Source organism: Micromonospora sp. NPDC049836, assembly GCF_044465125.1.
Classification (GTDB): Bacteria; Actinomycetota; Actinomycetes; order Mycobacteriales; family Micromonosporaceae; genus Micromonospora.
Genome location: NZ_JBITLH010000002.1, coordinates 354,559 through 379,807 on the forward strand (window position 1 = coordinate 354,559; position 25,249 = coordinate 379,807).

The 25,249-nt window shown below is 75.2% G+C and carries 10 protein-coding genes; 3 read left to right on the top strand and 7 right to left on the bottom strand.

The genetic code is table 11. The features are described 5' to 3' along the window. Positions 1-63 precede the first annotated feature (63 nt). The 5 genes from ACIBPB_RS05710 to ACIBPB_RS05730 all read right to left on the bottom strand — a co-directional run bounded on the left by ACIBPB_RS05710 (position 64) and on the right by ACIBPB_RS05730 (position 14,925). Positions 64-4,875 (bottom strand): neuraminidase-like domain-containing protein, encoded by a 4,812-nt coding sequence (locus tag ACIBPB_RS05710; RefSeq protein ID WP_396838390.1) that lies wholly within the window; start codon positions 4,873-4,875, stop codon positions 64-66. Positions 4,876-4,913: 38 nt separating this feature from the next. Continuing rightward, the gene (locus tag ACIBPB_RS05715; protein ID WP_396838391.1) at positions 4,914-11,882 is read right to left on the bottom strand and encodes a SpvB/TcaC N-terminal domain-containing protein; all 6,969 of its coding nucleotides are present in this window, start codon (positions 11,880-11,882) and stop codon (positions 4,914-4,916) included. A 136-nt stretch (positions 11,883-12,018) separates the two neighbouring features. Next, positions 12,019-12,816: an SDR family oxidoreductase gene (locus ACIBPB_RS05720; protein WP_396838392.1), complete on the bottom strand. Its 798-nt coding sequence runs from the start codon at positions 12,814-12,816 to the stop codon at positions 12,019-12,021. A 67-nt stretch (positions 12,817-12,883) separates the two neighbouring features. Next, a complete protein-coding gene (locus ACIBPB_RS05725; RefSeq protein WP_396838393.1) occupies positions 12,884-14,089 on the bottom strand; it encodes a nucleotide disphospho-sugar-binding domain-containing protein in 1,206 nt (401 codons plus the stop codon). 26 nt (positions 14,090-14,115) lie between these two features. Continuing rightward, positions 14,116-14,925: an NAD-dependent epimerase/dehydratase family protein gene (locus ACIBPB_RS05730; protein WP_396838394.1), complete on the bottom strand. Its 810-nt coding sequence runs from the start codon at positions 14,923-14,925 to the stop codon at positions 14,116-14,118. Between the two features lie 208 nt (positions 14,926-15,133). Between ACIBPB_RS05730 and ACIBPB_RS05735 the strand changes: the two genes are divergently transcribed. Then, the gene (locus ACIBPB_RS05735; protein ID WP_396838395.1) at positions 15,134-17,908 is read left to right on the top strand and encodes an AAA family ATPase; all 2,775 of its coding nucleotides are present in this window, start codon (positions 15,134-15,136) and stop codon (positions 17,906-17,908) included. 8 nt (positions 17,909-17,916) lie between these two features. On the opposite strand, the gene ACIBPB_RS05740 is transcribed toward ACIBPB_RS05735, so the two are convergent. Next, entirely contained in the window at positions 17,917-18,558 is a 642-nt protein-coding gene (locus tag ACIBPB_RS05740) for a hypothetical protein (RefSeq protein WP_396838396.1), read from the bottom strand. Positions 18,559-19,453: 895 nt separating this feature from the next. On the opposite strand from ACIBPB_RS05740, the gene ACIBPB_RS05745 reads away from it, so the two are divergent. Together ACIBPB_RS05745 and ACIBPB_RS05750 are read left to right on the top strand one after the other, a co-directional pair. Further along, the gene (locus ACIBPB_RS05745) at positions 19,454-20,236 is read left to right on the top strand and encodes a thioesterase II family protein (RefSeq protein WP_396838397.1); all 783 of its coding nucleotides are present in this window, start codon (positions 19,454-19,456) and stop codon (positions 20,234-20,236) included. Positions 20,237-20,634: 398 nt separating this feature from the next. Continuing rightward, positions 20,635-23,379, top strand: coding sequence for an AAA family ATPase (locus tag ACIBPB_RS05750; protein ID WP_396838398.1), 2,745 nt, complete (start codon positions 20,635-20,637; stop codon positions 23,377-23,379). Between the two features lie 170 nt (positions 23,380-23,549). Here ACIBPB_RS05750 and ACIBPB_RS05755 read toward each other — a convergent pair whose 3' ends face one another. Beyond that, the gene (locus ACIBPB_RS05755) at positions 23,550-25,208 is read right to left on the bottom strand and encodes an FAD-binding dehydrogenase (protein WP_396838399.1); all 1,659 of its coding nucleotides are present in this window, start codon (positions 25,206-25,208) and stop codon (positions 23,550-23,552) included. Between the last annotated feature and the right edge of the window lie 41 nt (positions 25,209-25,249).

Genomic DNA, 25,249 nt, shown 5'->3' on the forward strand with positions numbered 1-25,249 from the left:
CACCGGCCGTCCCGCCGTCGACGGCGCGGGCGCCCGCGCCGGAGCGGCCCGCGCGGCGGCCGGTCAGGACGGCCAGGCGGGTGTCTGCCCGGTCACGGTCAGCACGAGCACCAGGTCCTCGACGAGCCCGTCGGTGAACCAGGACCGGACCGCCGCGTCGTCGGGCAGCTGGATCTCCCAGTCGCCGCTCGGGTCGCCGCCGGTGAGCACCTGCCAGGCGGCGCCGCCCGGGCGCCGGGTCCCCACCGTGCCGCCGGTGGTGGCCACCGGGCCGGTCGCGGCCACCCGCACCCCGCCCGTGGTGCGCGCCAGCGAGGTCACCGTGAGTTCCTCGGTGAATGCCGGTGCGCGGACCGCGAAGAGCGTCAGCTGGCTGGTGGCCAGGTTGGCCAGGTGCGGCGGGAAGTCGTCCGCGGTCAGCGGCAGCACCACCCGCATCCGCGCGGCCGGGTCCGCGACGCTGTCCGGGTTGTTCAGCTCGTACCAGGCGTCCGGGAACTGGTTGCGGACGCTGAACGACCGGTCCCCGACGAACCGCCGGTCGAGCCGCCGGATCACCTCCTGCCGGTACTCCTCGCTGTCCAGCGCGGTGTACTCGATGGTGAGCAGCACGTCGGCGATGGTGCGGTAGTCGAACGGGTTCGCCGCCCTGGGCAGCTCGAGCCGCCACACCGTGTCCACGCCCATGCCCTCGAACGGCAGCAGCATCCCGGTCTCCGGCTCGAGGTCGAAGAGCCCGGTGGCGTTGATCGGCGCGGTGACCGCGATCGACTCGGTGTCCCGCCGCAGGGTGACCGTGTCGAAGCTGTGCCGGGCCACCACGGTCCGGGAGACGCCGGAGGCGGACAGCACCGCGCGGATCCCCCGGGCCGGCGGCACCAGCGCGATCAGCGACACCTTGACCCGGTTGACCAGGCGCAGGTAGTGGCCGGGGAACTCCCGGTCGAACAGTTCCTCCGGGGTGGCGAAGGTCAGCACCCCGGTCCGGCGGAACTCCTGCAGCTCGTACCCGGCGATCTGGGACAGCGACAGGGTCTGGCTCAGGTGCAGCTTGCGCCGGTTGGTCTGGAAGGCGTACTGGTCCAGCCGGACGATGTCCTGCAACAGCCGGGCCGAGCCGGTCAGGCCGCGCCGGTCCACGCCCGGCCCGGTGTCGTCGCCGGCCGCCCCGGCGTCCTGCCAGTAGTCCGCCGCGACGAAGCCGAGCGCCGGCTCCTGCCGCTCGAAGGAGAGCTGCGCCTGGGCGAGCTGGGCCAGCGCGGTGGCCTGCTGAAGGAAGTACGCGTAGACCCGGCCCAGCACGCCGCTCATCCACGCGTGCAGTTCGGCGTTGGTGAACTTGGTGGCCAGGAACTCCGCGACCGCCTCGGCGTGGTCCTGCTGGAGCCCGGCCAGGGCCCGCTCCCCCAGCGCCAGCGCCCGCTGGTTCTCGGCGAGCAGCACCTGCTGGCCGCCGATCGCCACGTCCCTGGTGGCCTGGCCGCGCTGCACCTGCCAGTCCTCGGCACGCCGCTCGAAGCCGGCCCGCACCTCGGCGATCCGGGCGTCCATCGCGGCCAGGTCGGCGTTGCCGGACAGGTAGTCGGTCAGCATGCCGAACGGCGAGAAGCCGCCCCCGGACGCGACGCTCGTCGCCGCCGACACGACGCTGCCGAAGAAGGAGCTGATCCGCGCCTGCTCCTGCAACGACCGCGCCTCCCTCAGCCGGTCCAGCTGGGCCCGCTCCCACGAGTTGAGCCCGGCCGCCAGCCGCTTGCCCAGCGCGGTGGCCAGGTCCTGCGACTTGTCCCGCTGCAACGTGGCCAGCCGCACCCCGGCGTCGGCGCCGGCGACCTTGAGGTCGGAGATGCCGAGTGCGGCCTCGGCCACCTTCAGGTCGTGGCCGGCCTGCAGCAGCCCGTAGTTCTCCGCGTCCACGCTCTGCAGCGCGGCGAGGTAGCTGGACTCGACCTGCTGGGCGATCGAGACCAGGTTCTTCGCCCGGTCCACCAGCACCGGGTAGCGGTACGGGCTGGGCAGGAAGGACGTTCCGTCGGCCAGCGCGGCCGGGTCCGCGAACCCGACGATGTTCAGCCCAGCGTGGATCTTGTCCAGCCCCGCGGCCGCCCGGGCCCGCAGCGACGTCCAGACCGGGTTCGCCGGGAACGGCACCTCCGGGCCGGTCTCCAGGGCCGCCTCGGGCAGCCGGAGGAGGTCCACCACCGCCTCGTACAGCGTCCGGGCCCGGGCGTTGGAGTCGGTGCCGCCGCGGGCGAACTCCGAGTCGGCGAAGCCGAGCATGCACTCCACGACGGACAGCACGGTGAACCGGGTGTAGGCGCCCTTGCGCTTGCGGGCGGTGAAGTGCGGGTTCAGTTCCTTGATCTGGGCCAGCCAGCCGGGGAAGCGGTCGAAGTTCGACCGGATGCCGGCCTCCAGCACGAGTCCGTGGTAGATGGGTCGCTGGGCGGCCGGCAGGTGGTAAGCGAACACCGTCTGGTACCAGTCCAGCGCGGTGGCGTACTCCTGCGCCTCCTGGAGCTTGCGTCCCAGCGCGACCGGGACCAGCCAGAAGATCTCCCGGAGGTGCTGCGGGATCTGCGACTCCCGGGTGATCGGCTGGGCCGGCGTGCTGGCCGACGCCACCAGGGTGGCGCAGAGCGCGCGGTGCGCGGCGAGACCGGCCGCGGTGCGCCGGTCCGTCAGCTCCAGGCCGGGCAGGCCGGCGCCCACCTCGGCGCGGACCGCGGTGAGGAAGGTCTGCGCCAGCGCGCGGGCGCCGTCCGGGGTGAGCCGGCGGGCCGCGGCCAGGCCGGCGAGCAGATCCCGGTACGCCTTCGTCGGCGCGAGCTGGATCTCGGCGGTCACCACGTCGGTCTGGAACAGGTCGGGCTGGAGCTGGTTCTCCGGGTACGCGAACGCGCGCATCGCCGACCGCCAGCGCCGGTAGCTGACCAGCCACTGCCATTCGAGGTCGAAGGACTGCTCGTCGGCGATGGTCAGCGCGGGCCCGGTCCCGTCCGGCGTCAACCGGCCGGTGCGCGCGGACACCAACAGGGTCTGCACCGAGTCCACGGCCTGGCCGACCCGGCTGGTCCGCCCGGCCGAGGCGCGCAGGTCGAGGCAGAGCTCGCGGGAGAGCCGCTCGGCGGCCTGCTCCGGCGACTCGGGCGTGGGCCGCCGGCGGCCGACCTCGGCGATCAGCTCGTCGCGCAGCGCCGGCAGCGCCCGCCGTTCGACCGCGTCGACCAGCGCGCGGAAGGCCGCGTCCAACGCGTCCGCCTGGCGGGACCGGGCGGCCAGGGTACGCCGCCAGTCGGCGCGCACCGCCAGGTCGACCCGCCAGCGCAGCGCCCCGTCCGGCGGGCTGTCGGCCGCGGCGACGTCCCCGACGAACGTCGCCGGTTGCAGGATGACGCCGCGGCTCTGCTCCTCGGCCCGCCACTGCGGGTGCCGCTGACCCTTCTGCGCCTGCACCAGGATCGCGGCGACGTCGGACCACTCCTGGTCCAGCGTCTCGTCGGCGGCCAGCAGCGCGCGGACGCGGGCCAGGTAGCGGAACGCGTCCGGCGCGAGCGCGACCGGCCGCAGGTCGGCGGTGATGTCGTCGCCCTCGGCGTCCCGGGCGGCCAGCGCCGGCAGGTCGATGCCGCCGACGTACGCGGCGACCGCGCCGTCGAACCCGGCCAGCGACCGGCCGGTGCCGGAGAGCCGGGTCTCGACCGCGGCCTGGGTGGTGGCCACCCATTCGGTCCGTTCCGTCCACACGGCACGGGCCGGGTCCGTGGCCGACGGGCTGCGCAGCTGCGCCCCGTCGACCAGGTCCGGGTCGATCACCGGCAGCGCCGTGTCCGGCCCGTCCCGCTCCGCCTCGTCGGCGGCCCGCCACCGGGAGCGCAGCGCCGCCTGCCGCCACAGCAGCACGCCGGCCACCGCGAGCGGTGGGCGCAGCGGGTCGCCCGGCGCGGTGGACCGGTAGCCGAAGAGCGCCTCCAACTGGGCATCGGTGACCTGGTCCGGCGCGACGGTCAGCTCGTCGAGGCTGTCCGGCCGGCCGTCGCCGAGGTGGAACCCGAGCCGCGCGGCGAGGGCCTGCCGGAACTCGGCCGGCTCCCGGCGGGCCAGCCGCAGCTCCTCGGAGGTGGTGCCCAGCTCGTTCAGCAGGGCCTCGTACGCCAGCGCCCGGGCCTGTTGGTCCAGGGCCGCCGGGGCCGGGGTGCCCATCGTCGCGCGCAGCGCCTCGACCGCGATCCGCGCCCCCGCAACGGGTTCCGCCGCCCGCTCGTAGTTCTCGGGCCGGGTCAACCGGTCCAGCGGCTGGCCCAGCCGGGCGGCCAGCGCGGCCGGCGCCGGCCCGGGCGGGGCACCGTCGACGCTGACGTACCGGGCGGCGAGGCTCAGCAGCTCGTCCAGGTAGCTGGTCGGTTCGAAGACCCGGTCGACGGGCCCGGGCACGAACGGCATCCGCACCGTCACGTCGACCGACACGGCCTGCTCGAACGGCACCCCCTCCGGCTCGGGATCCGGCTCCGGGTCCGGATCGGGATCCGGGTCGGGATCCGGGTCGGGGTCGCCGCCGTGGTGCGGCGGTAGCGGGGGCGGTGCGGGGTGCGGCGCCGGATGGTGCGGGTGCAGGATCTGCTCCCCGTACGCGGTCGCGGTGATGCGGACCGTCTGCCCGCCCTGGACGGCGTCCGGCAGGTGGCCGGAGCAGCTCCACGCCCCGTCGGAGCTGAGCTGCGCCTCGACCACCGGGCCGCCGGCGCCGAACTCGACCCGCACCCCCAGCACACTGAGCCGGGGGAACCCGACGCCGCGCGCCGTCGCGATGCCGGTGACCGGGACGACCAGTCCCACCTCCTCGCCGCCGACCGGGCTCTGGATCGTCAAAAGCATCGACTGCGCCACTGTTGCGCTCCTTAGCGGTTGGTCCGTCAGAACCCGAGTGAGCCGTAGCCGTAGATCCGGGTCAGACCCGAGTAGGTCTTGCCCAGCACCTCGTTGCCCTTCTCCGCGGCCACTTCGACGCTCTTCACCCCGATGTAGCCGATCGCGACGCCGGCCACGGCGATACCGCACGCCTCCGGCGCGAAGTAGCACATGATCGGGATCACCGTGCCGTTGTGGTCCTTCGCCTCCATGATCCCGACGATCGGGTACGTGGTTTCGACACCGATCCGCACCACGTCCTTCGCCGTCGGCATCTCGCCGGTGACCAGGAGCTGGAAGCCGATCACCAGCCCGATCGCGGCCATGCTGTTCAACAGTTCGACGTCCACCGAGCCGCGCTGGCTCGACCGGCCGGCGCTGCCGCGCGGCTTGCGCAGGGTGGAGCGGGCGGTCATGTCGCCGGCCAGGTCCCCGCCCGCGCTGAGCTTGAACAGCGGCTTCTTGATGGACTCGAAGAACTCGCGCTGGTGCTGCGCCAGCCGCGCGTCGCCGGTCTTGTAGTCGATGCCCGCGGCCAGCACGTCCTTCGCCTTGCGGCCGACCAGTTGGTCGGCGCTGGACACGCCCTTCTCCAGGATCGCGACGTCGATGGTGACCGAACCCTTCGGGGCGCCGCCGGGCTTGCCGGCGAAGTCCCAGATGTTGCCGGACGGGTCGACGATCACCTCGGTGACGATGCGGTTGGCGGCCACGTTCGGGGCGTTGAACCGCGCGCTCTCCAGGATTCCCTGCAACATGTCGTGCATCCGGGTGCCGAACGGGCTGCTGCCTTCGCCGGACAGCCGCACCTGCGCCGGTTCCAGGAAGTCGTCCGCGAGCTGCTGCAGGAAGGTGGCGATCGCCTCCACCTGCTGGTCACCGGCGCCGCTCGGATCCTGGAAGCGCAGCGGCGAGCCGGCCGCGAACCGGTAGAGATTGGGCTGCACCCGCGGTCCCTGTGGGTCGCAGGAGAGCCACCGGCCGAGACCCGGGTGCAGGTAGCGCGCCGCGTGGTAGTTGAGTCCGCTCTCCTCGTCCCGTTCCTTGCCGGCGTAGCGGTAGCGCTTGCGGGTGAAGCTGCCGAAGGAGGTCTCGCCGTACGGGGTGAACTCCTCCCGGTTCGTCAGCAGCCCGGCACCGTCCAGCACCACGGTGGCGCTGCCGACGTGGTCGGCGAGGTGGACCTGGATCGCCGGGCCGGTGTCGGCGGGGTGCGCCGGACCGACCCGGACCAGGGCGACCCGCCGCCGGTTGTCCAGCACGTGGATGGTGTTGTTCGCCCCGGACGCGCCGCCGGCCGTGGCGCCGGCCCAGCGGTGGTGCTCGAACACCTCGCCCAGGTAGTGGGTCACCTCGACCGCGCCGCCCTGCCGCCGGACCAGCTTCTTCACCCGCTGCCCGCCGGCGTCGTAGAGGTACTGCGCGTGCACCGACGGCTCGGCGCCGGCCGGTTGGACGGCGAAGGACACGAGCTGGTCGGCGTGGTTCCAGGTGAAGTGCCGCGAGGTCGTCTCGGCGCACAGATTGCCGTTCGCGTCGTACCGGTAGTCGTACGGGGTGCCGCCGGTGGTCACCCGCCGCAGCCGGTTGCTCCCCGGCTCCACCGTGTGCTCGCGGGTGAAGCCACCGGTCGAGGAGTGCGCGAGCCGGACCAGCGAGCCCGCCGCGTCGTACCCGTACGTCTCCAGGTACGGCCGGGTCCGGGTCACGTCGGTGCCGCGCGGCAGGTCCGTCCAGGGCAGGACGTCGGTGGTGACGTCCGACTCCCGGCCGGTCGCCCGGCACAGCCGGTACGCCGGGTCGTAGCCGAACTGCCGGTCCAGCGCGTCCGGGCGCAACGGCAGCCCACCGCCCGGCGTCCGGTCGCGGATGGTGAGCACGTTGCCCACCAGGTCGTACTCGTAGCCGTGGTCCTGGAGCACCTGGCCGTCCCGCGCGCTGTACAGCCGGGCCAGCCGGGACGTGCGGGAGTCGTACGCCTGCCGGGTGACCACCCCGTTGCCGTACTCGACGAGGGTGCGCTGGCCCCTCGCGTCGTAGTGGATCCGGGCCAGGTGGACGGTGTCGTCGAGCAGCATCCGGTCCAGCTCACCGGCGCGGTTGTACGACGGCCGAAGCTCGCGCCGCCGGCCGTCCACGTCCGCCGGGAGGGTGTGCCGCATGATCCGGTTGAGGGCGTCGAACGCGGTGCTCGTCCGGTACGCGGTGGGTTCGAGCAGGTCGGCCTCGTGCTCGTCGCGGGTGCGTCCCGGCGGCGGCGTCCAGTCGACCCGGAAGGCCGACACCTGCCAGCCGTGCGCGGCGGCCTGCGCGTACCCGGCCAGGATCGGCCCGTCCGCGATCATCCGGCGGGTCGACTCCCGGACGTTGCCCTTGAAGTCCACCGATTCGACGGTGACCAGGCCGGCCTCGTCGTACTGCCGGACCGCCCGCCCGAGCAGGTTGCGCGCCCGGGCCGCGTCCCGTTCGGCGGCCGGCTGGTCGGCCCGGCCGGCGTCGCCGTACTCGACGCGCTGCCGCAGGGTGACCGGGTCGTCCGCGCCGTCGCGGGCCCAGACCCGCACCGGACGGCGGAGCGGGTCGAACGCCGCCAGGTGCAGCGCTCCCCGGCCATCGCGGCTCTCGATCGCGACGTCGGACGCGTCCGGGACGGTGTCCCGCACGCCGGCGTCGACGCTCTCCATCCGCCAGCGGCGGCCGGCCAGGTCGACCCGGAAGCGGAACGCGACCCGGTCCAGCGGGTCGGTGACGGTGAGCAGGTTGCCCTGGATGTCGAAGCTGGACCGGGTGACGAACCAGTCGGCCGGGTCGGCGCCGTTGCGGGTGACGCCCCGCACGGTCCGCCCGAGCGCGTCCAGCTCCGCGCTGGCCGGGGTGTTCCAGTGCGAGCGGTACGCCTCGGCCGCGCTGCCGTGGCTGCGACCGGCGTTGTCGTTGGCGTCGTAGGTCCAGCTCTCCCACGGGGTCGGGGTGACCACGTCCGGGTCGGTCAGGTCGACCGGCACGCCGAACACCACGCGCTGTTCGCTGCCGTCCGGCTGGACGGTCCGGACCACCTGGCCGCGCGGGTCGTAGCAGGTGCTGACCCGCTGCCCCAGCTGCGCCTCCCCGGGCGCGGCGAACCCCCAGCCGGTGGCGAAGAACGGCTCGTAGGCGTGCACCGGCTGGCCCTTGTTGTTGTAGACCGTCCAGCCGCTCACCGTCACGTTGTCCGGCGCGTCGGCCGGCCGGGTACGGGTCACCACCGGCCCCACCGGGAGCGACTGGTCGGTGGGGACCACGGCGCCGCCGAACTGCGGATCGCCGGCCAGGGTGTCCTCGGCGAGGGTGCGGGTCTGCACGAGCCGGCCGAACCCGTCCGAGTACTCGACCGACACGATCGCCTCGTCGCGGCGCGGCAGCGGCACGTCCGTCTGGGTGTCGTGGTAGGCCCGGTGCACGGTCCGCACCGACGCCGGCTGCCCGCGCTCGGCGAAGGCCCGCAGGTCGTACTCCAGCCGGACGGTGGGCTCGACCGCGTCGCCCTCGCCCGGTGCGCCGCGATCGTAGCGCGCGGTCACCAGCCCGATCGGCGAGAAGGACACGCTGGTCCGGTTGCCGTTGGCGTCGACCACCTCGCGGGGAAGCAGGACCCGCAGGTCGTAGGCCGCCGTGGTGGTCAGGCCGGCGGGGTCCACCGCCTGAACGGGCAGCAGGTCGTGCTCGTCGTACCCGAACCGGCTCTCCGCGCCGAACGCGTCCCGCGAGGCGAGCAGCAGGCCGCGGGCGCCGTAGCGGTGGCACGCCCGGGTCAGGTAGTAGCCGCCGCCGTCGTACCGGTAGCCGGCCAGCGGCGCGGTCATCGCGCGGAACTCCGGCGGGTACTCGGCCGGCCACGGGTCGCCGCCCGCCGGATCCAGGAAGGGCGGCCGGCCGCCCAGGTCGGCGAGGAAATCGTCGGTGAACGCCAGCGACTCGGCGCGCACCACCAGGGCGTGCTCCCCCAGCTGGCCCAGAGGCAGACCGGTGTACGGGTCGCCGTCGTAGTAGCTGCGGGCGTGGCCGACCACCCGCAGCGGCGCGGTGCCCGCGAGGACCGCGTCCCGCAGCGCGGCCACGCTCTGCCGGCCGTCGTCGCGCACCTCGACGCAACGCGTCTCGCAGACCCGGTCGACGAGGTACCGCCCGGCGTCGTCGCGCTGGGCGTACCGGGTGGTGGTGTAGGTGGCGAGGTAGGGCTCGGCGGCCACCGGGGCGGTGGACCACGGGTCCCGCCCGCGTGGCACGGCGACGTCCAGCTGGCCGGTGGGGTTGCCGTACCGGTCCGGCTCGGTGCTGACGGTGACCCGGGTCATCGGGTCGTCGCCGCGCTCCCACTGGGTTACCCGCCGCGCCACCGGGTACGGGAAGAAGACCCGCCGCGGGCCGGCGGCCGGCTCCTCGCGCAGCCCGGACAGCGCCTCGGTCACGGTGTACGGCCGGTGCTGCCGCGCGCCGCCGTCCAGCGCGTAGAGCTCGGTGCGCAGCACCTGGCCGCGCAGCGCCCGCAGCGCGTCGCGGCGGTCCGGCCGGGCCAGCCCGGCCAGCCACGCGGCCATCGCGGTGGGGCGGGTGAGCCGCGCCGGGTCGCCCGGCCAGTATTCGTGGCTCAGCTCCAGCTCCGCCCAGTCGGCGGCGTCGGCGGCGGCGACGGGCCCGACGTGGAACCAGGTCTTCGTCAGCGTCGGTGGGGTGTCGTAGGTGTCCGCCGGGTCGACCGTCTCGGCGTCCCGCTGCTCGACCATGGCGAAGCCGCGGAACTCCCGCTCCGCCCCGTCCCAGTAGCCGTGGTGGTAGCGGTACTCGCGGGTGACCTGGCCGCCGGAGATCTGGTCGGTGGACCGGACGCGGGCCACCACCTGCACCGGGTACGGCAGCGGGGTGCGCCACCGGGTGGCCGGGTCGGCCTCGTCCCGGCGGTAGTCGACGGTCGACGGCCGGTAGTCCACGGTGGTCCGCGCGCCCAGCTGGTTGTCGACGGTGCACAGCAGGTACGGCTTCACCCCGCCGGTCAGGTCCAGGAACCGGGGGGTCACCCGGTGGGTTCCGGCCGCGGCCCGGCTCCACAGCAGCCCGGCCATCCCGGTGCCGAGCAGGTCGGCGAGCTGGACGGCGTCCGAGTCGACCAGGTCCGGCGTGCCGGTGACGGTGACCGGCTGCTCGGTCCAGCCGTTGCCGGCCTGGTTGCCCCAGAGCAGGACCCGGCCGTGGTCGAGGTAGACGAGATCGGCCACGCCGTCGCCGTCCACGTCGCCGAGCAGCAACCGCCGCGGGTCGTACCCGGAAGGCAGGCGGGGCGCGTGCCGCATCTGGACGGCCGGCCCCCAGCGCCCGTGGCCGAGGTTGGGCCAGTACGTCACGTTGCCGTCCCGGACCAGCACGATGTCCTGCAGGCCGTCGCCGGTCATGTCGGCGAGGCGGACCTGCGGGTCGGACAGGTCGACCGCCGGCCCGGCCGCGACGGCGGTACGCTGCCAGGCCCGCCGCGGGTCGGCGTCGTTGAACCAGCACTCCAGCCTGGTGCCCGAACGCAGCACGTCGGTGAGCCCGTCGCCGTCGAGGTCGACCAGCCGGACGGCCGGGTCGGCGAGGTCCACGCTCGGCGCCTGGCGGTACGGCCGGAACGAGGATCGGCTCCAGCCGGGACCGGCGCGGTCCACGCCGAAGCTCAGCGGGAAGTAGCCGCTGCGCGCGCCGGCGGTGACGAGCAGGTCGGGCCGCCCGTCGCCGTCCGCGTCGAGGAACCGGACGCCGGCCTGGCTCAGCGCGACCGGCGGCGCCTCGTCGATCGGTCGGGGCAGGTCGAACCGCCCGTCGCCGCGGTTACGCCACGATCGCCAGCCGGCGCCGAGCTCGACCAGGTCGGGCAGCCCGTTGCCGCGCAGGTCGACGAGGGCCAGCTCCGGGTCGTTCAGCGGGCTCGTCGGCAGCCCCGGCCCGCTGATCGGGGTGAAGCGGCGGCCGGCCGGGTCGAACCCGGAGTAGCCGAACGCCAGGGACGGCAGCGCCTCCTCGCGCCGCGTCGGGCCGGACTCGTCGATCCCGACCACCTCGACGCCGGTGAGCAGGGACACGCCGGTGAACCGGGCCTGCGCGTACGCCAACCGGTACTCGCGGGCCACCCGCTGCTGCCCGTCGGCCGCCCGGGTGACCACCCGTACGGCCCGGCAGCGCAACGACGTCCGGATCTCGAAGCCGGCCCGGTGGTCCGAGAACGGGTCCGGCCTCGGCTCGTACTCGAACTGCACGGCGACGAGGAACGACGGCTGGGCCGGGTCGCCGTAGTCGGCGTACTCGATGCGGGACAGCAGCGGCTGGTCCCAGCGGTGCCCGTCGGTCTCCCCCCGGTCCCGCAGATAGGTGTAGCGGACCTGGTTGCCCAGCGGGTCCACGGTCCCGGTCACCCGCCACCCGAAGATCCGGTCGGCGCGGTCCGGGTCGCGTACGGTCGCCGGGTCGGGCTCGCCGGCGGCCCGGTGCGGCGTCCCGTAGTGGGTCAGCAGCCCGCCGCGGTCGCGTACCGCCCAGTAGTCGCCGGTGCCGTCGCGGACGTGCTCGATCCGGGCGAACAGCCCCTCGGTCCGGGGGCGGTAGCGGGTCCGGCCCGGGTCGGCCCCGGCCACCGGCACCAGGTCCTCGGCCCCGGACAGCAGGAAGGTGTCCTCGCCCTGATACCTCGGCACCCCGCGCGACGTCTTGCGGGTCACCCCGGGCAGGCTCAACGCCCAGCCCAACCCGAACGGTCCGTTGCCGTGCCCGGTGCTGTAGCCGAGCGCGAGCGTGGGCTGCACGCCACGCCGGCCGGGTGGGATGGCGAACGGGACGGAGAGGTTGCCGGTGCCGGTGAAGAGGTCGGCCGAGAACGCCTCGCCCATCCCCTTGACCGCGCCGCCTCCCGTCGGCAGCGAGATCGCCGCACCACCCGCGACCGGATCCGTGCCGCCGCCGTCACCCATGCCGCCGCGCCCCCTCGGTTGGCTCGACGTCCGCCCGGCCGGCGCCACATCGATCCTCGCGACATTGTCGAGCCGGCGGCGGCGCGGATCTGTCGGGTAGCTGCCCGTCCGGCTATCCGGGAACCGACCGGCGCCGTCAGGGCAGCGAGACGCCACCGTCCACGTTGAGCAGGTTGCCGGTGATCCAGGAGCCGGCCGGCGAGGCCAGGAAGACCACCGCGGCGGCCACGTCGTCGGCTGTGCCCAGTCGGCGCAGCGGCAGGGTGTCGCGCATGTTGCCGAAGACGTCCGCGCTCTCCTGCGACGACATGCCCATCATGTTCACCGCCACTCCCTCGGTCGGGATGGGGCCGGGGCCGATCGCGTTGACCCGGATGCCGTGCGGCCCCCACTCCCGCGCCCAGGAGCGGGTCAGCGAAAGGATCGCCGACTTCGCCGCGCCGGCCGGCGAGTAGAGCGGGAAGCCCCGCTCCGGATCCGGCATGAGGATCGAGATGATGGCGCCACCGCCGCCGGTGATCATGTCCCGGACGAACGCCTGGCTGACGTGGAAGGTGCCGAACAGGTCGATGTCCACCACGGTCCGGAAACCCCGCGCGCTGACCTTCTCCGCCGCCATCCGGAAGTTGCCGGCCGCGTTGTTCACCACCAGGGACACCGGGCCGAGCTGCTCGCGGACGCTGCGGGCCAGGGCCCGCACGGCCCCCTCCTCGCGTACGTCGCAGGGCACCGCCACGCAGGTGCCACCGGTGTCCACCTTCAGCGTCTCGGCCGCGGCGGCGAGCCGCTCGGCGTTGCGCGACGCGATCGCCACGGTGGCGCCGTGCCGCAGCAGGGCCCGGCTGATGCCGTACCCGATGCCGGTGCCGCCGCCGGTCACCACCGCGACCTGCCCGGCCAGCGCATCCGGCGCGAAGACCTGTCGTTCCGTCACGTCGACCCCTTCCTTCGGTCCGGGCGCACGGCCACGAACCAGCTCCCCATCTGCGTGCGCCGCCGGCTCACAGCCGGGTCAGCGTGGACACCGCCTCGGCCGGACTCGGCTGGGCGGCGATCTCGGCCCGCAGCCGGGCGGCCGCGCCCGCCCAGCCCGGGTCGGCGAGCACCGTGGAGACCGCGGCGGCGATGTCGTCCACCGTGGTCGCGTCGGCCTTCAGGGCGACGCCGGCGCCGGTGGCGGCGAGCCGCTCGGCGTTGAACGTCTGATCCGGCACCGGCGTCACCATCACCTGCGGTACGGCGCAGGCCGCGGCGGTGAGCATGGTGCCGGCGCCGGCGTGGTGCACGGCCGCGGCGCAGCCGGGCAGGATGAGGTGCAGCGGCGTCTCGGTCAGCAGCCGCACCCCGGCGCCCGGCTCGCCGAGCGCCGCCCGGTCGGACTCCTTGACGGTGACCACGATCTCCACGTCCAGCCGGCGCAGCGCGGCGATGATCTCCGGGACCTGGAAGCCGTCGGCGCCGACCGCCCGGGTGTTCGACATGCTCCAGGACACGCAGACCCGGGGACGGCCGGCCGGCTCGACCAGCCCGGCCGGCACCGCGCCCGAGCCGTTGTACGGCACGTAGCGCACCGGGATCCGGTCCGGCAGGTCGACGCTCTGCAGGCTGGCCGGGCAGGGGTCGACGGTGGCCGCCGCGTACCGGGGCCGCTCGGGCACGCCCAGGCGGGCGTAGAGCGCGCGCAGCTCGGCGGGCCACTCGCCGGGGTCGGTGCCCAGCCCCGGGAAGTGGTCCAGCCCCGGCATGTACGGGCCCCACAGGTGGTGCACCAGCGGGCAGCCGGCGGCCGCCGCGACCACCGGCCCGACCAGCGTCACCGGGTCGGTGACCACCAGCTCGGGGCGCCAGCGGTCGACCAGCTCGACCAGCTCGTCGGCCATCGCGGTGGCGGCCGCCACGTGCGGGACGTACTGGAGGTTGCGGAAGTCGCGCAGCACCTCCGGGGGCAGCGCGCGCATGCCCTCGACGCTGGCCGGCATCCGGCCCCGGGCCTGCCGGATCCGGTCGTTGAGGCCGGCCACGCCGGCCATCAGGTCGTAGCCGGCGCCGACCGGCGCCACCACCAGCCCGGAGCGCAGCACCGGCTCCACCACCGGCGGCTGCCCGGCCACCCGCACGTCGTGCCCGGCGGCGCGGAACGCCCAGGCCAGCGGCACCATCGGGTAGTAGTGGCTGGACCAGGCCATCGGGATGAACAGGACTCGCACGGGTACCTCCTCGGTGGGGCGGCCGGTCAGGCCGACCGGCTCAGGGCGAGGTGCCGGTCGATGACGTCCCGGTAGTAGAGCGGCCCGAACTCGGGCAGGTCGGGCAGCAGCCGGCGCAGCTTCGCCAGGGAGACCCGGTACCGCTGGTGGCCGCCGACCAGGCGCCGCCGGGCGTGCACGCCGAGCCGCCGCTCCAGGTGGTCGACGATGTCCTCCACCGGCACCGCCCGGCCGGAGGCCACATTGACCACCTGGCCGGCCACCCCGGCGGCGAGCAGGCGGTCGAGGATGTGCACCACGTCGTCCAACGCGATCAGGTCCCGGTGCGCGCCACGGAAGACGTCGACCTGCCCGGCGAGGACCGCCCGGGTCAGGAAGGGCAGCAGCTGGTGGTCCGGCTGGCCCGGGCCGACCACGTAACCGAGGCGCAGCGTGAGGTGACGCACCCCCGAGTCGCGCACCAGCAGTTCCAGGCCGAGCTTGTGCCGCCCGTACGCCGAGCGCGGGGTGACCGGCTCGTCCTCCCGGCCCGGACAGCCGGGCGCGCCGTACACGTCGGCCGCGGCCGAGGAGAGGTAGACCAGCAGCCGGCCGTCGCGCCGGCACCGCGCGGCCACCTCGGCGACCCGGCACCGGTCACGGTGGTATTCCTCGGCGGTGGCGGTGCGGGTGCTGGAGACCCCGGCGGCCAGGACGGTCACGTCCGGGTGCGCGTCGGCCAGGCGGGCCAGGCCGCGGCCGAGGAAACCCCGCCCCACCACCTCCATGCCCGTCCGCCCCTCGCCGATCGCCGCGGTGTCGTCGCCGAGCGGACCATCGGGACCTGAAGGATCCACAAAGCCGACCCAACACCCGCCGCCGACGGGCCCGTCCGGCGGGCGGTGCGCGGGCCGCCGGCTTGCCGAACCGACGTACGGTGACAGCCATCGACGGGTATTGCGGTGGAAACACGCGGCGGGCAGACTTCACTCGGCACTGTCGCGCGGTCACTCTTTGCGAGCCGCAACGGAGGAACAACAACGGGTCGACCGGGGGCGTTCGAGGATGACCTTGATCGAGCGGACCGACGAGCTGAACTCGTTGATCGGCGAGTTGTCCAGCACCACCGGCGGCGACGGTCGGGTCGTCCTGGTCAGCGGCCCCACGGCGGTCGGCAAGACCGACCTGGTCCAGGCCTTCGCCCGGGCGGCGAGCGAGCGGGGCGCGGTGCTGCTCTCGGCCACCGCCACCCGCGGCCACCGGGACCGCCCGCTCGGGGTGGTCGCCCAGCTCATGCGGCAGGCCGAGCCGCACTCGGCGCCGCTGCGCCAGCTCACCGAGAACGCGGTGCTGACCGCCACGCTGCACATGCACGGCGCCGACGACGCGCACCAGGTCCGCCCGGCGGTCCTACACGGCCTGTGGAGCGAGCTGGCCACCCTGGCCCAGGCCCGGCCGATCGTCATCGTGGTCGACGACCTCCAGTACGCCGACGTCTCCTCGCTGACCACCCTGCTGTTCCTGGCCCGCCGGGCCAGCACCGGCCGGGTGATGCTGGTGTTCACCCTCTCCGCCGACGCCGACCCGGGGCGCTCGGCGCTCCGCGGTGAGCTGCTGCGGATGCCGCACTGCCGGCGGATCCGGCTCGTCCCGCTGTCCCGGTCGGGTCTGGCGGCCCTGCTCGCCGAGGTGCCGGGGATGCGGGAGCGGCCCGGCGTGGCCACCGAGGCGCACGCGCTCACCGGCGGCAATCCGCTGCTGGCCCGCGGACTGCTGCTGGACAACCGGCGCCCCGCCGGCGCACCGGCGGCCGGGCTGCTGGTGGGTGACGGGTTCACCCGCGCGGTGCTCTCCTGCCTGCACCGCACCGACGGGATCGTCCGGCGGGTGGCCCAGGGCGTGGCGCTGCTCGGCGACGAGAACGACGCGGCGCTGGTCGCCGACCTGCTCGACGTGCACTCCGTGCTGGTCGACGAGGCGATGATCGCGCTGCGCGCGGCCGGCCTGCTCGGCTTCGACAGTTTCCGGCATCCCCGCGCCCGGGCCGCGGTCCTGGAGACCCTCGACCCCGAGGACCTGGTGAACCTGCACGCCCGCGCCGCCGTCCTGCGGCACCGGCAGGGCGATCCGCCGCTGGAGACCGCCCGGCACCTGGTCAGCGCCGGCCATCCGAGCGCGGAGTGGACGATCGGGGTGCTCACCGACGCCGCCGAGCAGGCCCTCGCCCGCGGCGAGCTGGACCTGGCGCTGAGCTGCCTGCGCCTGGCCGACGCCCAGTGCTCCGACGCACGGCAGCGGGCCGCCATCCGCACCACGCTGGCCGCCGTGGAGTGGCGGATCGACCCGGGCACCGCCAGCCGGCACCTGCCGGACCTGGTCGACGCGCTGCGGCAGGGGCTGATCAGCGGCCGGCACGAGGCCATCGTCATCGAGTTCCTGCTCTGGTCGGGTCAGCTGGACACCGCGCGCGCGGCGCTGACCCGGCTGGTGGAGCGGCCCGGCCCGCCCAGCGGCGAGGCGGCGGTCACCATCGCGGCGCTCCGCCCCTGGCTCGGCCACGCCTTCCCCGAGCTGGGCCGCCTGCTGGAGAATCATCAGCCCCGCTCCGCCCTGGTACGCCCGGCGCGGGTGCTCGCCGACCCGACCCTGCACCGGGTGGACGCGCTGGCCGACGCCGCGCCGCACGGCGACGGCGTGGCCCGGTCCGAGCAGCTGCTGGCCAAGTGCGACCCGGACGAGCTGACCCTCGGCACGATCGTGACCTCGCTGGCCACCCTGATGTACGCCGACGAGCTGGAGAAGGCCGACTCGTGGTGCGGCCGGCTGCTGCGGGCCGTCGACAACCGGCGGGCACCGACGTGGCAGGCCCTGCTGACCGCGATGCGGGCCGGCATCCTCGGCCGGCAGGGCAACCTGCGGGAGGCGCAGCAGCAGGCCAACGACGCGCTGAAGCTGCTGCCGGCGGCCAGCTGGGGGGTGGCCCTGGCGATCCCGATCGCCACGCTGATCCTGACCGCGGTGGGGCTGGGCAACCTGGACGAGGCCGCCGCGTGCCTCGGGGTGGCGATGCCCCCGGGGCTGTTCCAGACCTCGTTCGGCCTGACGTACCTGCACGCCCGGGGGCGTTACCACCTGGCCGCCCGGGACGCCTCGGCCGCCCTGGCGGACTTCGAGCGGTGCGGGGAGATGTTGCGCCGGTGGGGCCGGGACGAGCCGGCGATGCTGCCGTGGCGCAGCGACGCCGCCCTGGCCCTGCTGGCGCTCGGCCGGCCCGAGCCGGCCCGGGAGCTGCTGCGCGAGCAGCTGGACCTGCTCGCGCCCGGGCAGCACCGGACGCGCGGGCTGACCCTGCGGGTGATGGCCGCCGCCGTCGCGCCGGCCGAACGGCTGGCCCTGCTGCACGAGGCGCTGACCCACTTCGAGGCGTCCAGCGACCGGCTGACCCTGGCCATGGTCTTCGCCGACATCAGCCGCACCCAGGAGCTGCTCGGCGCCCGGCCGCAGGCCGAGGCGGCCGCGCGCCAGGCGCAGCTGTGGGCGCGCGAGTGCGGGGCGGAGACCAGCGTACGGCGGCTGCTGCCGGCGACGGTGCGGGTGGACGTCACGGAGGAGGCGCTGCCCGTCGTGCCCGAGGAACGGGTGACCGACCTGAGCGACGCGGAGCGGCGGGTGGCCGGCCTGGCGGCGTCCGGGCACACCAACCGGGAGATCGCCGACCAGCTCTTCGTCACGATCAGCACGGTCGAGCAGCACCTGACCCGGGTCTACCGCAAACTCAACGTCCGGCGCCGCACCGACCTGCCGTGGGAGTTGCAGACCGAGGGCGGTCGCCGGGGCTGACGGGCTGGTCAGCCGGGCCGGCGCGGTCCGGCCCGGCGCAGCGCCGCCCGGGTGAGCGCGTCGAGGCCGGCGACCGCGGTGTCGTCCCAGGGGCGCCGGACGCCGTCGGCGGCGCTGCCGCAGTCGCCGGCCACGGCCGGATCCCGGCCGTCGCGGGCCAGCAGGGCCAGGTATTCCTGCGCGGTACGGCCGGGCGGCAGTCCCAGCGCCGCGGCCGTCGGCTGACCGGGCGGCGGCCGCAGCCCGTGCCCGGCCAGTTCCTCGTTGACCTCCGCGTCCGCGGCGACCCGCCAGCGGCGCCCCAGCCGGGGGTCGGCTCCGATCGCCGCGCCGGGCCGCAGCGGCGACCGCCTGGCGTGCCCACGCACCAGGTGCCCCACCTGGTGCAGCAGTCGCCAGCCGAGCTCGTCGACTGGAGTCAGCAGGGCGGTCACCGGATCCACGTACGCCACCCAGCGGGGATCGGCCGGGAAGGCCGCCAGGCGCCGGTCGGGGACGGCGATGCCGGGGCCGACGTCGCGCGCCGGGCGCACCGAGGTGATCACGGCCAGGACGGCGGTGGCCGCCGAGGGCACCCGGCGCACCGCCCACAGCCGGGCGGCGGCGAGCCGGTCCATCACCTCGTCCAGTTCGACCGGGTCCGGCCTCACGACCTGCGCCCTGGGCGGTGTCCGCCGTCCACACCGGTCGCCCCGGCCGGGGCCGGTGGCATCGTCCCCGGTCGGGCCGGTGCGGAGTCCCGGTGGCGTCCGGCCCGGCGGTGGTCCGTCCGGACACCGGTGTCGTGGTACCCGCACGGATCTCCGACCCGGCCGGTCGCGGCCCGGGCCCGCCGCCGGCCGGCACGGGGCCCGGACGCCGGCTGCGGGCCCGCCCACGCGCTGCGTCCGTCCCGCCGGGCGCGGATGTCGGCCATGCCAGTCCTCCCCTGTTCCCGCGCGGCCACCCGCCCGCCGGCCGGGCAGCGTCGACCGGTCCGCGGCGATCGTGGTGACCGGCGCGCCGGTCCGGGGCGTGCAGGACCTCCCGCCGCGTGTGCGTGGGAGGGCCGGCGGGGTCAGCGGGCGGGGAATTCCTACCGACCGCGCGAATCGCGGTCGGAGCCTTCCCCGCCAGGTCGGTACGGGCAAGCGCGCCGTCAGCCGACCATTCCACCACCGCGATGGTGGTCCCGAGGGCGAGGCCGCCCCATTTGCCGCGCCTCGGGGTCTACTGCGGACGAAGACCGTGAATTCATAGTTTGGCCGACGTACTAAGGGCCGAACGTACGAATTGCCGCCATGCGGTCAGCCTATGGCGAATTTGTGGGCTCGTCAACCAGCACTGACTACCGGAAAGTAGCCGGCCGGACACCCAGCGCGGTACTCGCGCCGACCGTCCAGACTGGATCCCGCCGGCCCCGTTTGGGGCGGCTTTGGCGGGCCGGGCCACCATCGCCGGGTCGACCCCGATCGACAGGGAAGGAGGCGGTCCGGTGACCGACCTCGATACGTCGTGGGCCTCGGGCGGGGCGCGTCCGCGCCCCCGGGGCGGAACGGAGCGAGCATGCTGACCCCGTACCTGCTGCGCGCCCCGGCCGCCACCGACGGGCTGCGGCTGTTCTGCTTCCACCATGCCGGCGGCTCGGCGGCCGCGTTCGGCACCTGGCAGCGCGGGCTCGGGCCGCGGGCGGAGGTGCTGCCCGTGCAGTTGCCGGGCCGGGAGGGCCGGCTGTCCGAGCCCCGGGCCACCGACATGTCCGGGCTGGCCGATGACCTGGTGCGGGAACTCGGGGACCACTTCCGCCCGCCGTTCGCCTTCTACGGGCACAGCATGGGCGCGCTGCTGGCGTACGCCGTGGCCCGCCGGCTGCGCGACCGGGGGGCCGCGCTGCCGACGCTGCTCGCGGTCGGCGCCTATCCGGCCCCGGAACGCCCGGGACTGCTGACCGACGTGCCCGGGATGGCGGCCGACGATCTCGCCGCGCTGCTGGTCCGCATCGGCGGCATGTCGGAAATGCTGCTCGACTACCCGGAATGGCGCGACGCCGCGATCGACCTGCTCCGTGACGACCTGCGGGTGTGCCACAGCTACCGGCACGTCCCGGACGCGCCACTGCCGACGCCGATCGCGGCGTTCGTCGGCGACCGGGATCCGTTGATGACGCCCGCCGAGGCCGCGCCGTGGGCCGGGCACACGACGGGCGGGTTCGAGCTGCAGCCGGTCCCCGGCGGGCACTTCTTCCTGCGGGAGTCGGCCCCGGTGCTGCTGGGGGCGCTGCGCCGGTCCCTGGCCGCGGCCACGGCCCGGCGCGGTGTCGCGCACGCCGCCCCCGGCGAGCGGGACTGATCCCGACCCGGCGCGGTGTCGCGCACGCCGCACCCGGTGAGCGGGATCGATCCCGACCGGGCACCACACCCAAGACCGAGAAATGCGACGTGTCCGCTGTCGACGGAAAGGTCACCTCGTTCATTTGTCGACCGCATTCCGTGCATCGACAACAATCCGACGTCGGTTGCCCACCCACTGGCACGGTGGCAGAATGATCGTCCTGGGGAGGAATTGTTTTGCCGCCCGCAGTTCGGTTGCATTCACCGACCTGCGGACCGCTTCATAACGTCCGGAATTGCGCCGCAGTGGGGAGGTGAATAACGCCTTCCGGGGGCCGCCTCTCGGCGGCGGAGCACCCGTGTCGGCGGAACCGTTCCCCCCGCCTGAGCGCAACCTGGGGGGCTGCCGTGGGGCTGGTGGAACGGGATGCGGTGCTGTCGCGGCTGCGGACGGCGCTGCGGGACACGCTGTCCGGCCAGGGCCGGCAGGTGGTGGCGGTGGGCGCGGCCGCCACCGGCAAGACGGCGCTGCTGTCCGCGTTGGCCGCCGAGTCCCGGGACGCCGGCGCCACCCTGCTGCTCGCCACCGGGTCACGGCGCGAGGCCGGGCTGCCCTACGGCGTCATCCGGCAACTGCTCGCCGGTGGCGCCGAGGAGCCGGCGCTCGCCTCCGCCGCCCGCTTCCTCGACGGCACCATCGCGCTCGGCACCGTCGCTCTTGGCACCGTCGCGCTCGGCACCATCGACGGGTCGCCGGACCGGGCCGACCCGTCGCTGGTCGACCGGGTCTGCGCCGAGGTGCTGCGCGCCGCGCGCGCCAACCCGCTGGTGATCGCCGTCGACGACGTCGACCAGGCCGACCTCGCCTCCGTGCACTGCCTGGTCGAGCTGGGCCGGCGGATCACCGACAAGCCGATCCTGCTCTTCCTCGCCGCCTCGCCCGGCGCCGACGCCGCGTACGCGGCGCTGATCGACGCGCCCCGCCGGCTGCTGTTGCCGCTGGAACTGCTCTCCGCCGACGGGGTCGCCATGCTGCTGGCCCAGCACACCGACGGGCTGCTCGACGCGGCCCTGGCCACCGCGCACCACGCGGTGAGCGGAGGCAATCCCCTGCTGGTCAAGGCGCTCGTGGAGGACACCCGCAACAGCCGGGACGGCCGACCCGGGTCGGTCGTCATCGGGGACGCCTTCACCGAGGCCCTGCTCGACTGCCTCTACCGGGGCACGCCGGCCACGCTGCGGGTGGCGCGAGCGCTCGCCGTGCTGGGTGACGCGAGCCGGCCGACCACCCTGGGCTGGCTCGCGGACGTCGACGCCGCGGCGGCACGCTCCGCGCTGGACCTGCTCACCGCGTCCGGGCTGCTGCGGGAGGGCCGCTTCCGCCACCCGGCCGCCCGCGAGGCGGTGCTGCGTCACCTCATCGCCGAGGAGGGGCCGGAACAGCACCGGCGCGCCGCCGAGCTGCTGCACCGGGAGGGCGCCGACCCGGCCGAGGTGGCCCGGCAGCTCGTCGCCGCCGGCACACCGCCGGAGAGCTGGGCGGTGCCGGTGCTCCGGCGGGCCGCCCGGCAGGCGGTGGCGGACGGCGAGCTGCACCGCGCGCTCGACCTGCTGGAGCTGGCCCACACCGGCGCCACCGAGGCGGCCGACCGGACCACGCTCAAGGTGATGCTGAGCAGCGTCGAATGGCAGCTCGACCCGTCACTGGCCGCCCGGCACCTGGCCGCGCTGGTCGCGGTGGCCCCGGAGGTCGGGTTCGAGGCGAAAGCCGGGGTGACCACCGCCCAACAGCTGCTCTGGCACGGTCGGGTGGACGAGGCCATGGAGGTGCTTCGGCACGCCCGGTTCACCGCCGACGACCCGCGCACCACCCGCCTGCTGTCGCGCGCCCGCAACCTGCTCGCGTACGCGTACCCGGCGGTCGGGCGGCGGCTGCGTCGACTGCTCGGCGACGCCTGCGGATCGCCGCCGCAGGCCACTCCGGACGGCGGGGCGGCCGAGTTGCTCTTCGCCGCCGTCGACGGGGTGAGCGGCCGGCACCGGCAACTCGAACAGCTGCTGGAACGCCGGCACGACCAGCTCAACCCGGTGGACCTGACCGCGGCGCTCATCGCGCTGATCTGCGACGACCGGGCCGACCGGGCGGCACGGTGGGCCGCCCGGCTGGTCGGTGGACGGGGCGCGGCGCTCCCGCCGACCTGGCAGGCGATCCTGGCGGCGCTGCACGGCGAGGCGGCCCGCCGGGAGGGCGACCTGCGGGTCGCCGCCGCCGAGTCCGAGCGGGCGCTGACGCTGGTCGGCCGGGACGGCTGGGGGGTGGCGATCGGCGGCCCGGTCGCCACCCGGGTGTTGACCCTGGTCTCCACCGGCCGCCTGGACGAGGCCGCTCAACTGGTCAACCAGCCGGTTCCACCGGCGACCTTCCAGACTCCGTTCGGCCTGCACTTCCTGCACGCCCGGGGCCGCTACTACGCCGCCACCCAACGCCCGGAGGCCGCGCTGGTCGACTTCCACACCTGCGGCGAGCTGATGCGGGCCTGGGAGGTCGACCTGCCCGCGCTGGTCCCCTGGCGCACCGAGGCGGCCCGGGTCTACCTGGCGTTGGGCCGGGCCACGGAGGCCGCCCGGCTCGCCGAGGAGCAGATGCGGATGGTCGGCGACCGGCGCAGCCGCAGCCGCGGGCTCACCCTGCTGGTCGCGGCGGCCGTCAGCCCGCTGCCCGAGCGGCTGCCGCTGCTACGCGAGGCGGTGGACATCCTGGAGGCGGCCGGGGACCGGCTCGCCCTGGTGCGGGCGCTCAACGACGAGGCGGCGGCGCACCAGGCGGTCGGCAACACCATCCAGGGCCGGATGTCCACCCGCCGGGCGCGTCAGGTCGCCGAGCAGGGCGGCTTCCCCGGCTCCGGGCGGCGGACCCACGACGACGGCGGCGGCGCCGCGCTGCGGGTCGACGCCGAGCAGGTCGCCGCGCTCAGCGAGGCGGAACGCCGGGTCGCCACCCTCGCCGCCCAGGGCCTCACCAACCGGGAGATCGCCGACCAGCTCTCCGTCACCATCAGCACCGTCGAACAGCACCTCACCCGGGTCTACCGCAAGCTGCGGGTCCGCCGCCGGGCCGACCTGCCGTACCGGCTCGGCGCGGCCTCCTCGGGCCCGTCCTGACCGGAGCCGCCGGCCCGGGTGGGGCGGTCCGTCGGTCGTGGTCGGTCGGTCATGGTTCGTCGGTCACGGTCGGTCGGTCCTGCCCGGAGGTAGGTCCGCGGCGGGCTCAGGCGACGTCGGCCGCGGCGGCCCGCCCGGCGGTACGCCCGGAGGGCCGGTCCGCGGCAGGCTCAGGCGACCTCGGCTGCGGCGGCCCGCCCGGCGGTACGCCCGGAGAAGAGGCACCCACCGAGGAAGGTGCCCTCCAGCGCGTTGTACCCGTGCATCCCGCCGCCGCCGAACCCGGCGACCTCGCCGGCGGCGTACACCCCGCCGAGCGGTTCGCCGTCCGCGCCCAGCACCCGGCCGGACAGGTCGGTGTGCAGCCCGCCGAGGGTCTTGCGGGTGAGCACGTGCAGTTGGACGGCGATCAGCGGGCCGGCCGCCGGGTCGAGCAACCGGTGCGGGGTGGCCACCCGGATCAGCCGGTCCCCCCGGTAGCGCCGGGCGCCGCGGATGGCCTGCAGCTGCGCGTCCTTGCCGAACGGATTGGCGAGTTCCCGGTCCCGGGCCTCCACGAGCCGGCACAGCGCGGCGGCGTCGAGCTGCGGGCCGCCCGTCGCGGCGGCCAGCTTGTTCATCCCGTCGACCAGCTCCGGCAGGCGGTCGGCGACCACGAAGTCGGCGCCGTGCCGCTTGAACGCCTCCACCGGCCCCGGCGCGCCGGGGCGGACCCGCTGCAGCACCTGCCGGACGCTGCGGTCGGTCAGGTCGGGGTTCTGCTCGGAGCCGGAGAGCGCGAACTCCTTCTCCAGGATCTTCTGGGTGAGCAGGAACCAGCTGTAGTCATGCCCGGTGGCCCGCAGGTGGCGCAGCGTGGCGAGGGTGTCGAAGCCGGGGAAGAGTGGCGCCGGCAGCCGCCGGCCCGTCGCGTCGAGCCACAGCGAGGACGGGCCGGGGAGGATCCGGATGCCGTGGCCGGGCCAGACCGGGTCCCAGTTGCGCAGCCCTTCGGTGTAATGCCACATCCGGTCGGGATTGATGACCCGACCGCCGGCGGCCTCGGTGATGGCCAGCATCCGGCCGTCGACGTACGCCGGCACCCCGGTGACCATCCGCTCCGGCGGGGTGCCCAGCCGGGCCGGCCAGGCCCGCCGGACCAGGTCGTGGTCGCCGCCGATCCCGCCCGAGGTGATGATCACCGCCTGGGCGGCGTACCCGAAGTCGCCCACCACGGTGCGCGAGGTGGGCCGGCCCCGGGGCGCGTCGTCGGGCGCGAGCAGCGCGCCCCGCACGCCGGTTACCACGCCGCCGCTGGTGACCAGCTCGTCGACCCGGTGCCGGAAGAGCAGCCGGATCCGGCCCTGCTCGACGGCGGCGCGCACCCGGCGGGCGAACGGCTCGACCACACCCGGCCCGGTCCCCCACGTCACGTGGAACCGGGGCACCGAGTTGCCGTGCCCGTGCGCCGCCCCGCCGCCCCGCTCGGCCCAGCTGACCACGGGGAAGACGCGGAGGCCCTGCGCGCGCAGCCAGGACCGCTTCTCCCCGGCCGCGAAGTGCACGTACGCCTCGGCCCACCGGCGCGGCCAGTGGTCCTCCGGGCGGTCGAACGCGGCGCTGCCGGTCCAGTCCTGCCAGGCCAGCTCGACCGAGTCCCGGATGCCCATCCGCCGCTGCTCGGGCGAGTCGACCAGGAAGAGCCCGCCGAACGACCACCACGCCTGGCCGCCGAGGTTCTGCTCGGGCTCCTGGTCCAGCAGCAGCACCCGGCGGCCGGCGTCGGCGGCCTCGGCGGCGGCGACCAGGCCCGCGAGGCCCGCCCCCACCACGATCACATCGGTGTCCACGCCCCGACGGTAGTTACCGGGGCCCGGAAACCCCCGGCCGG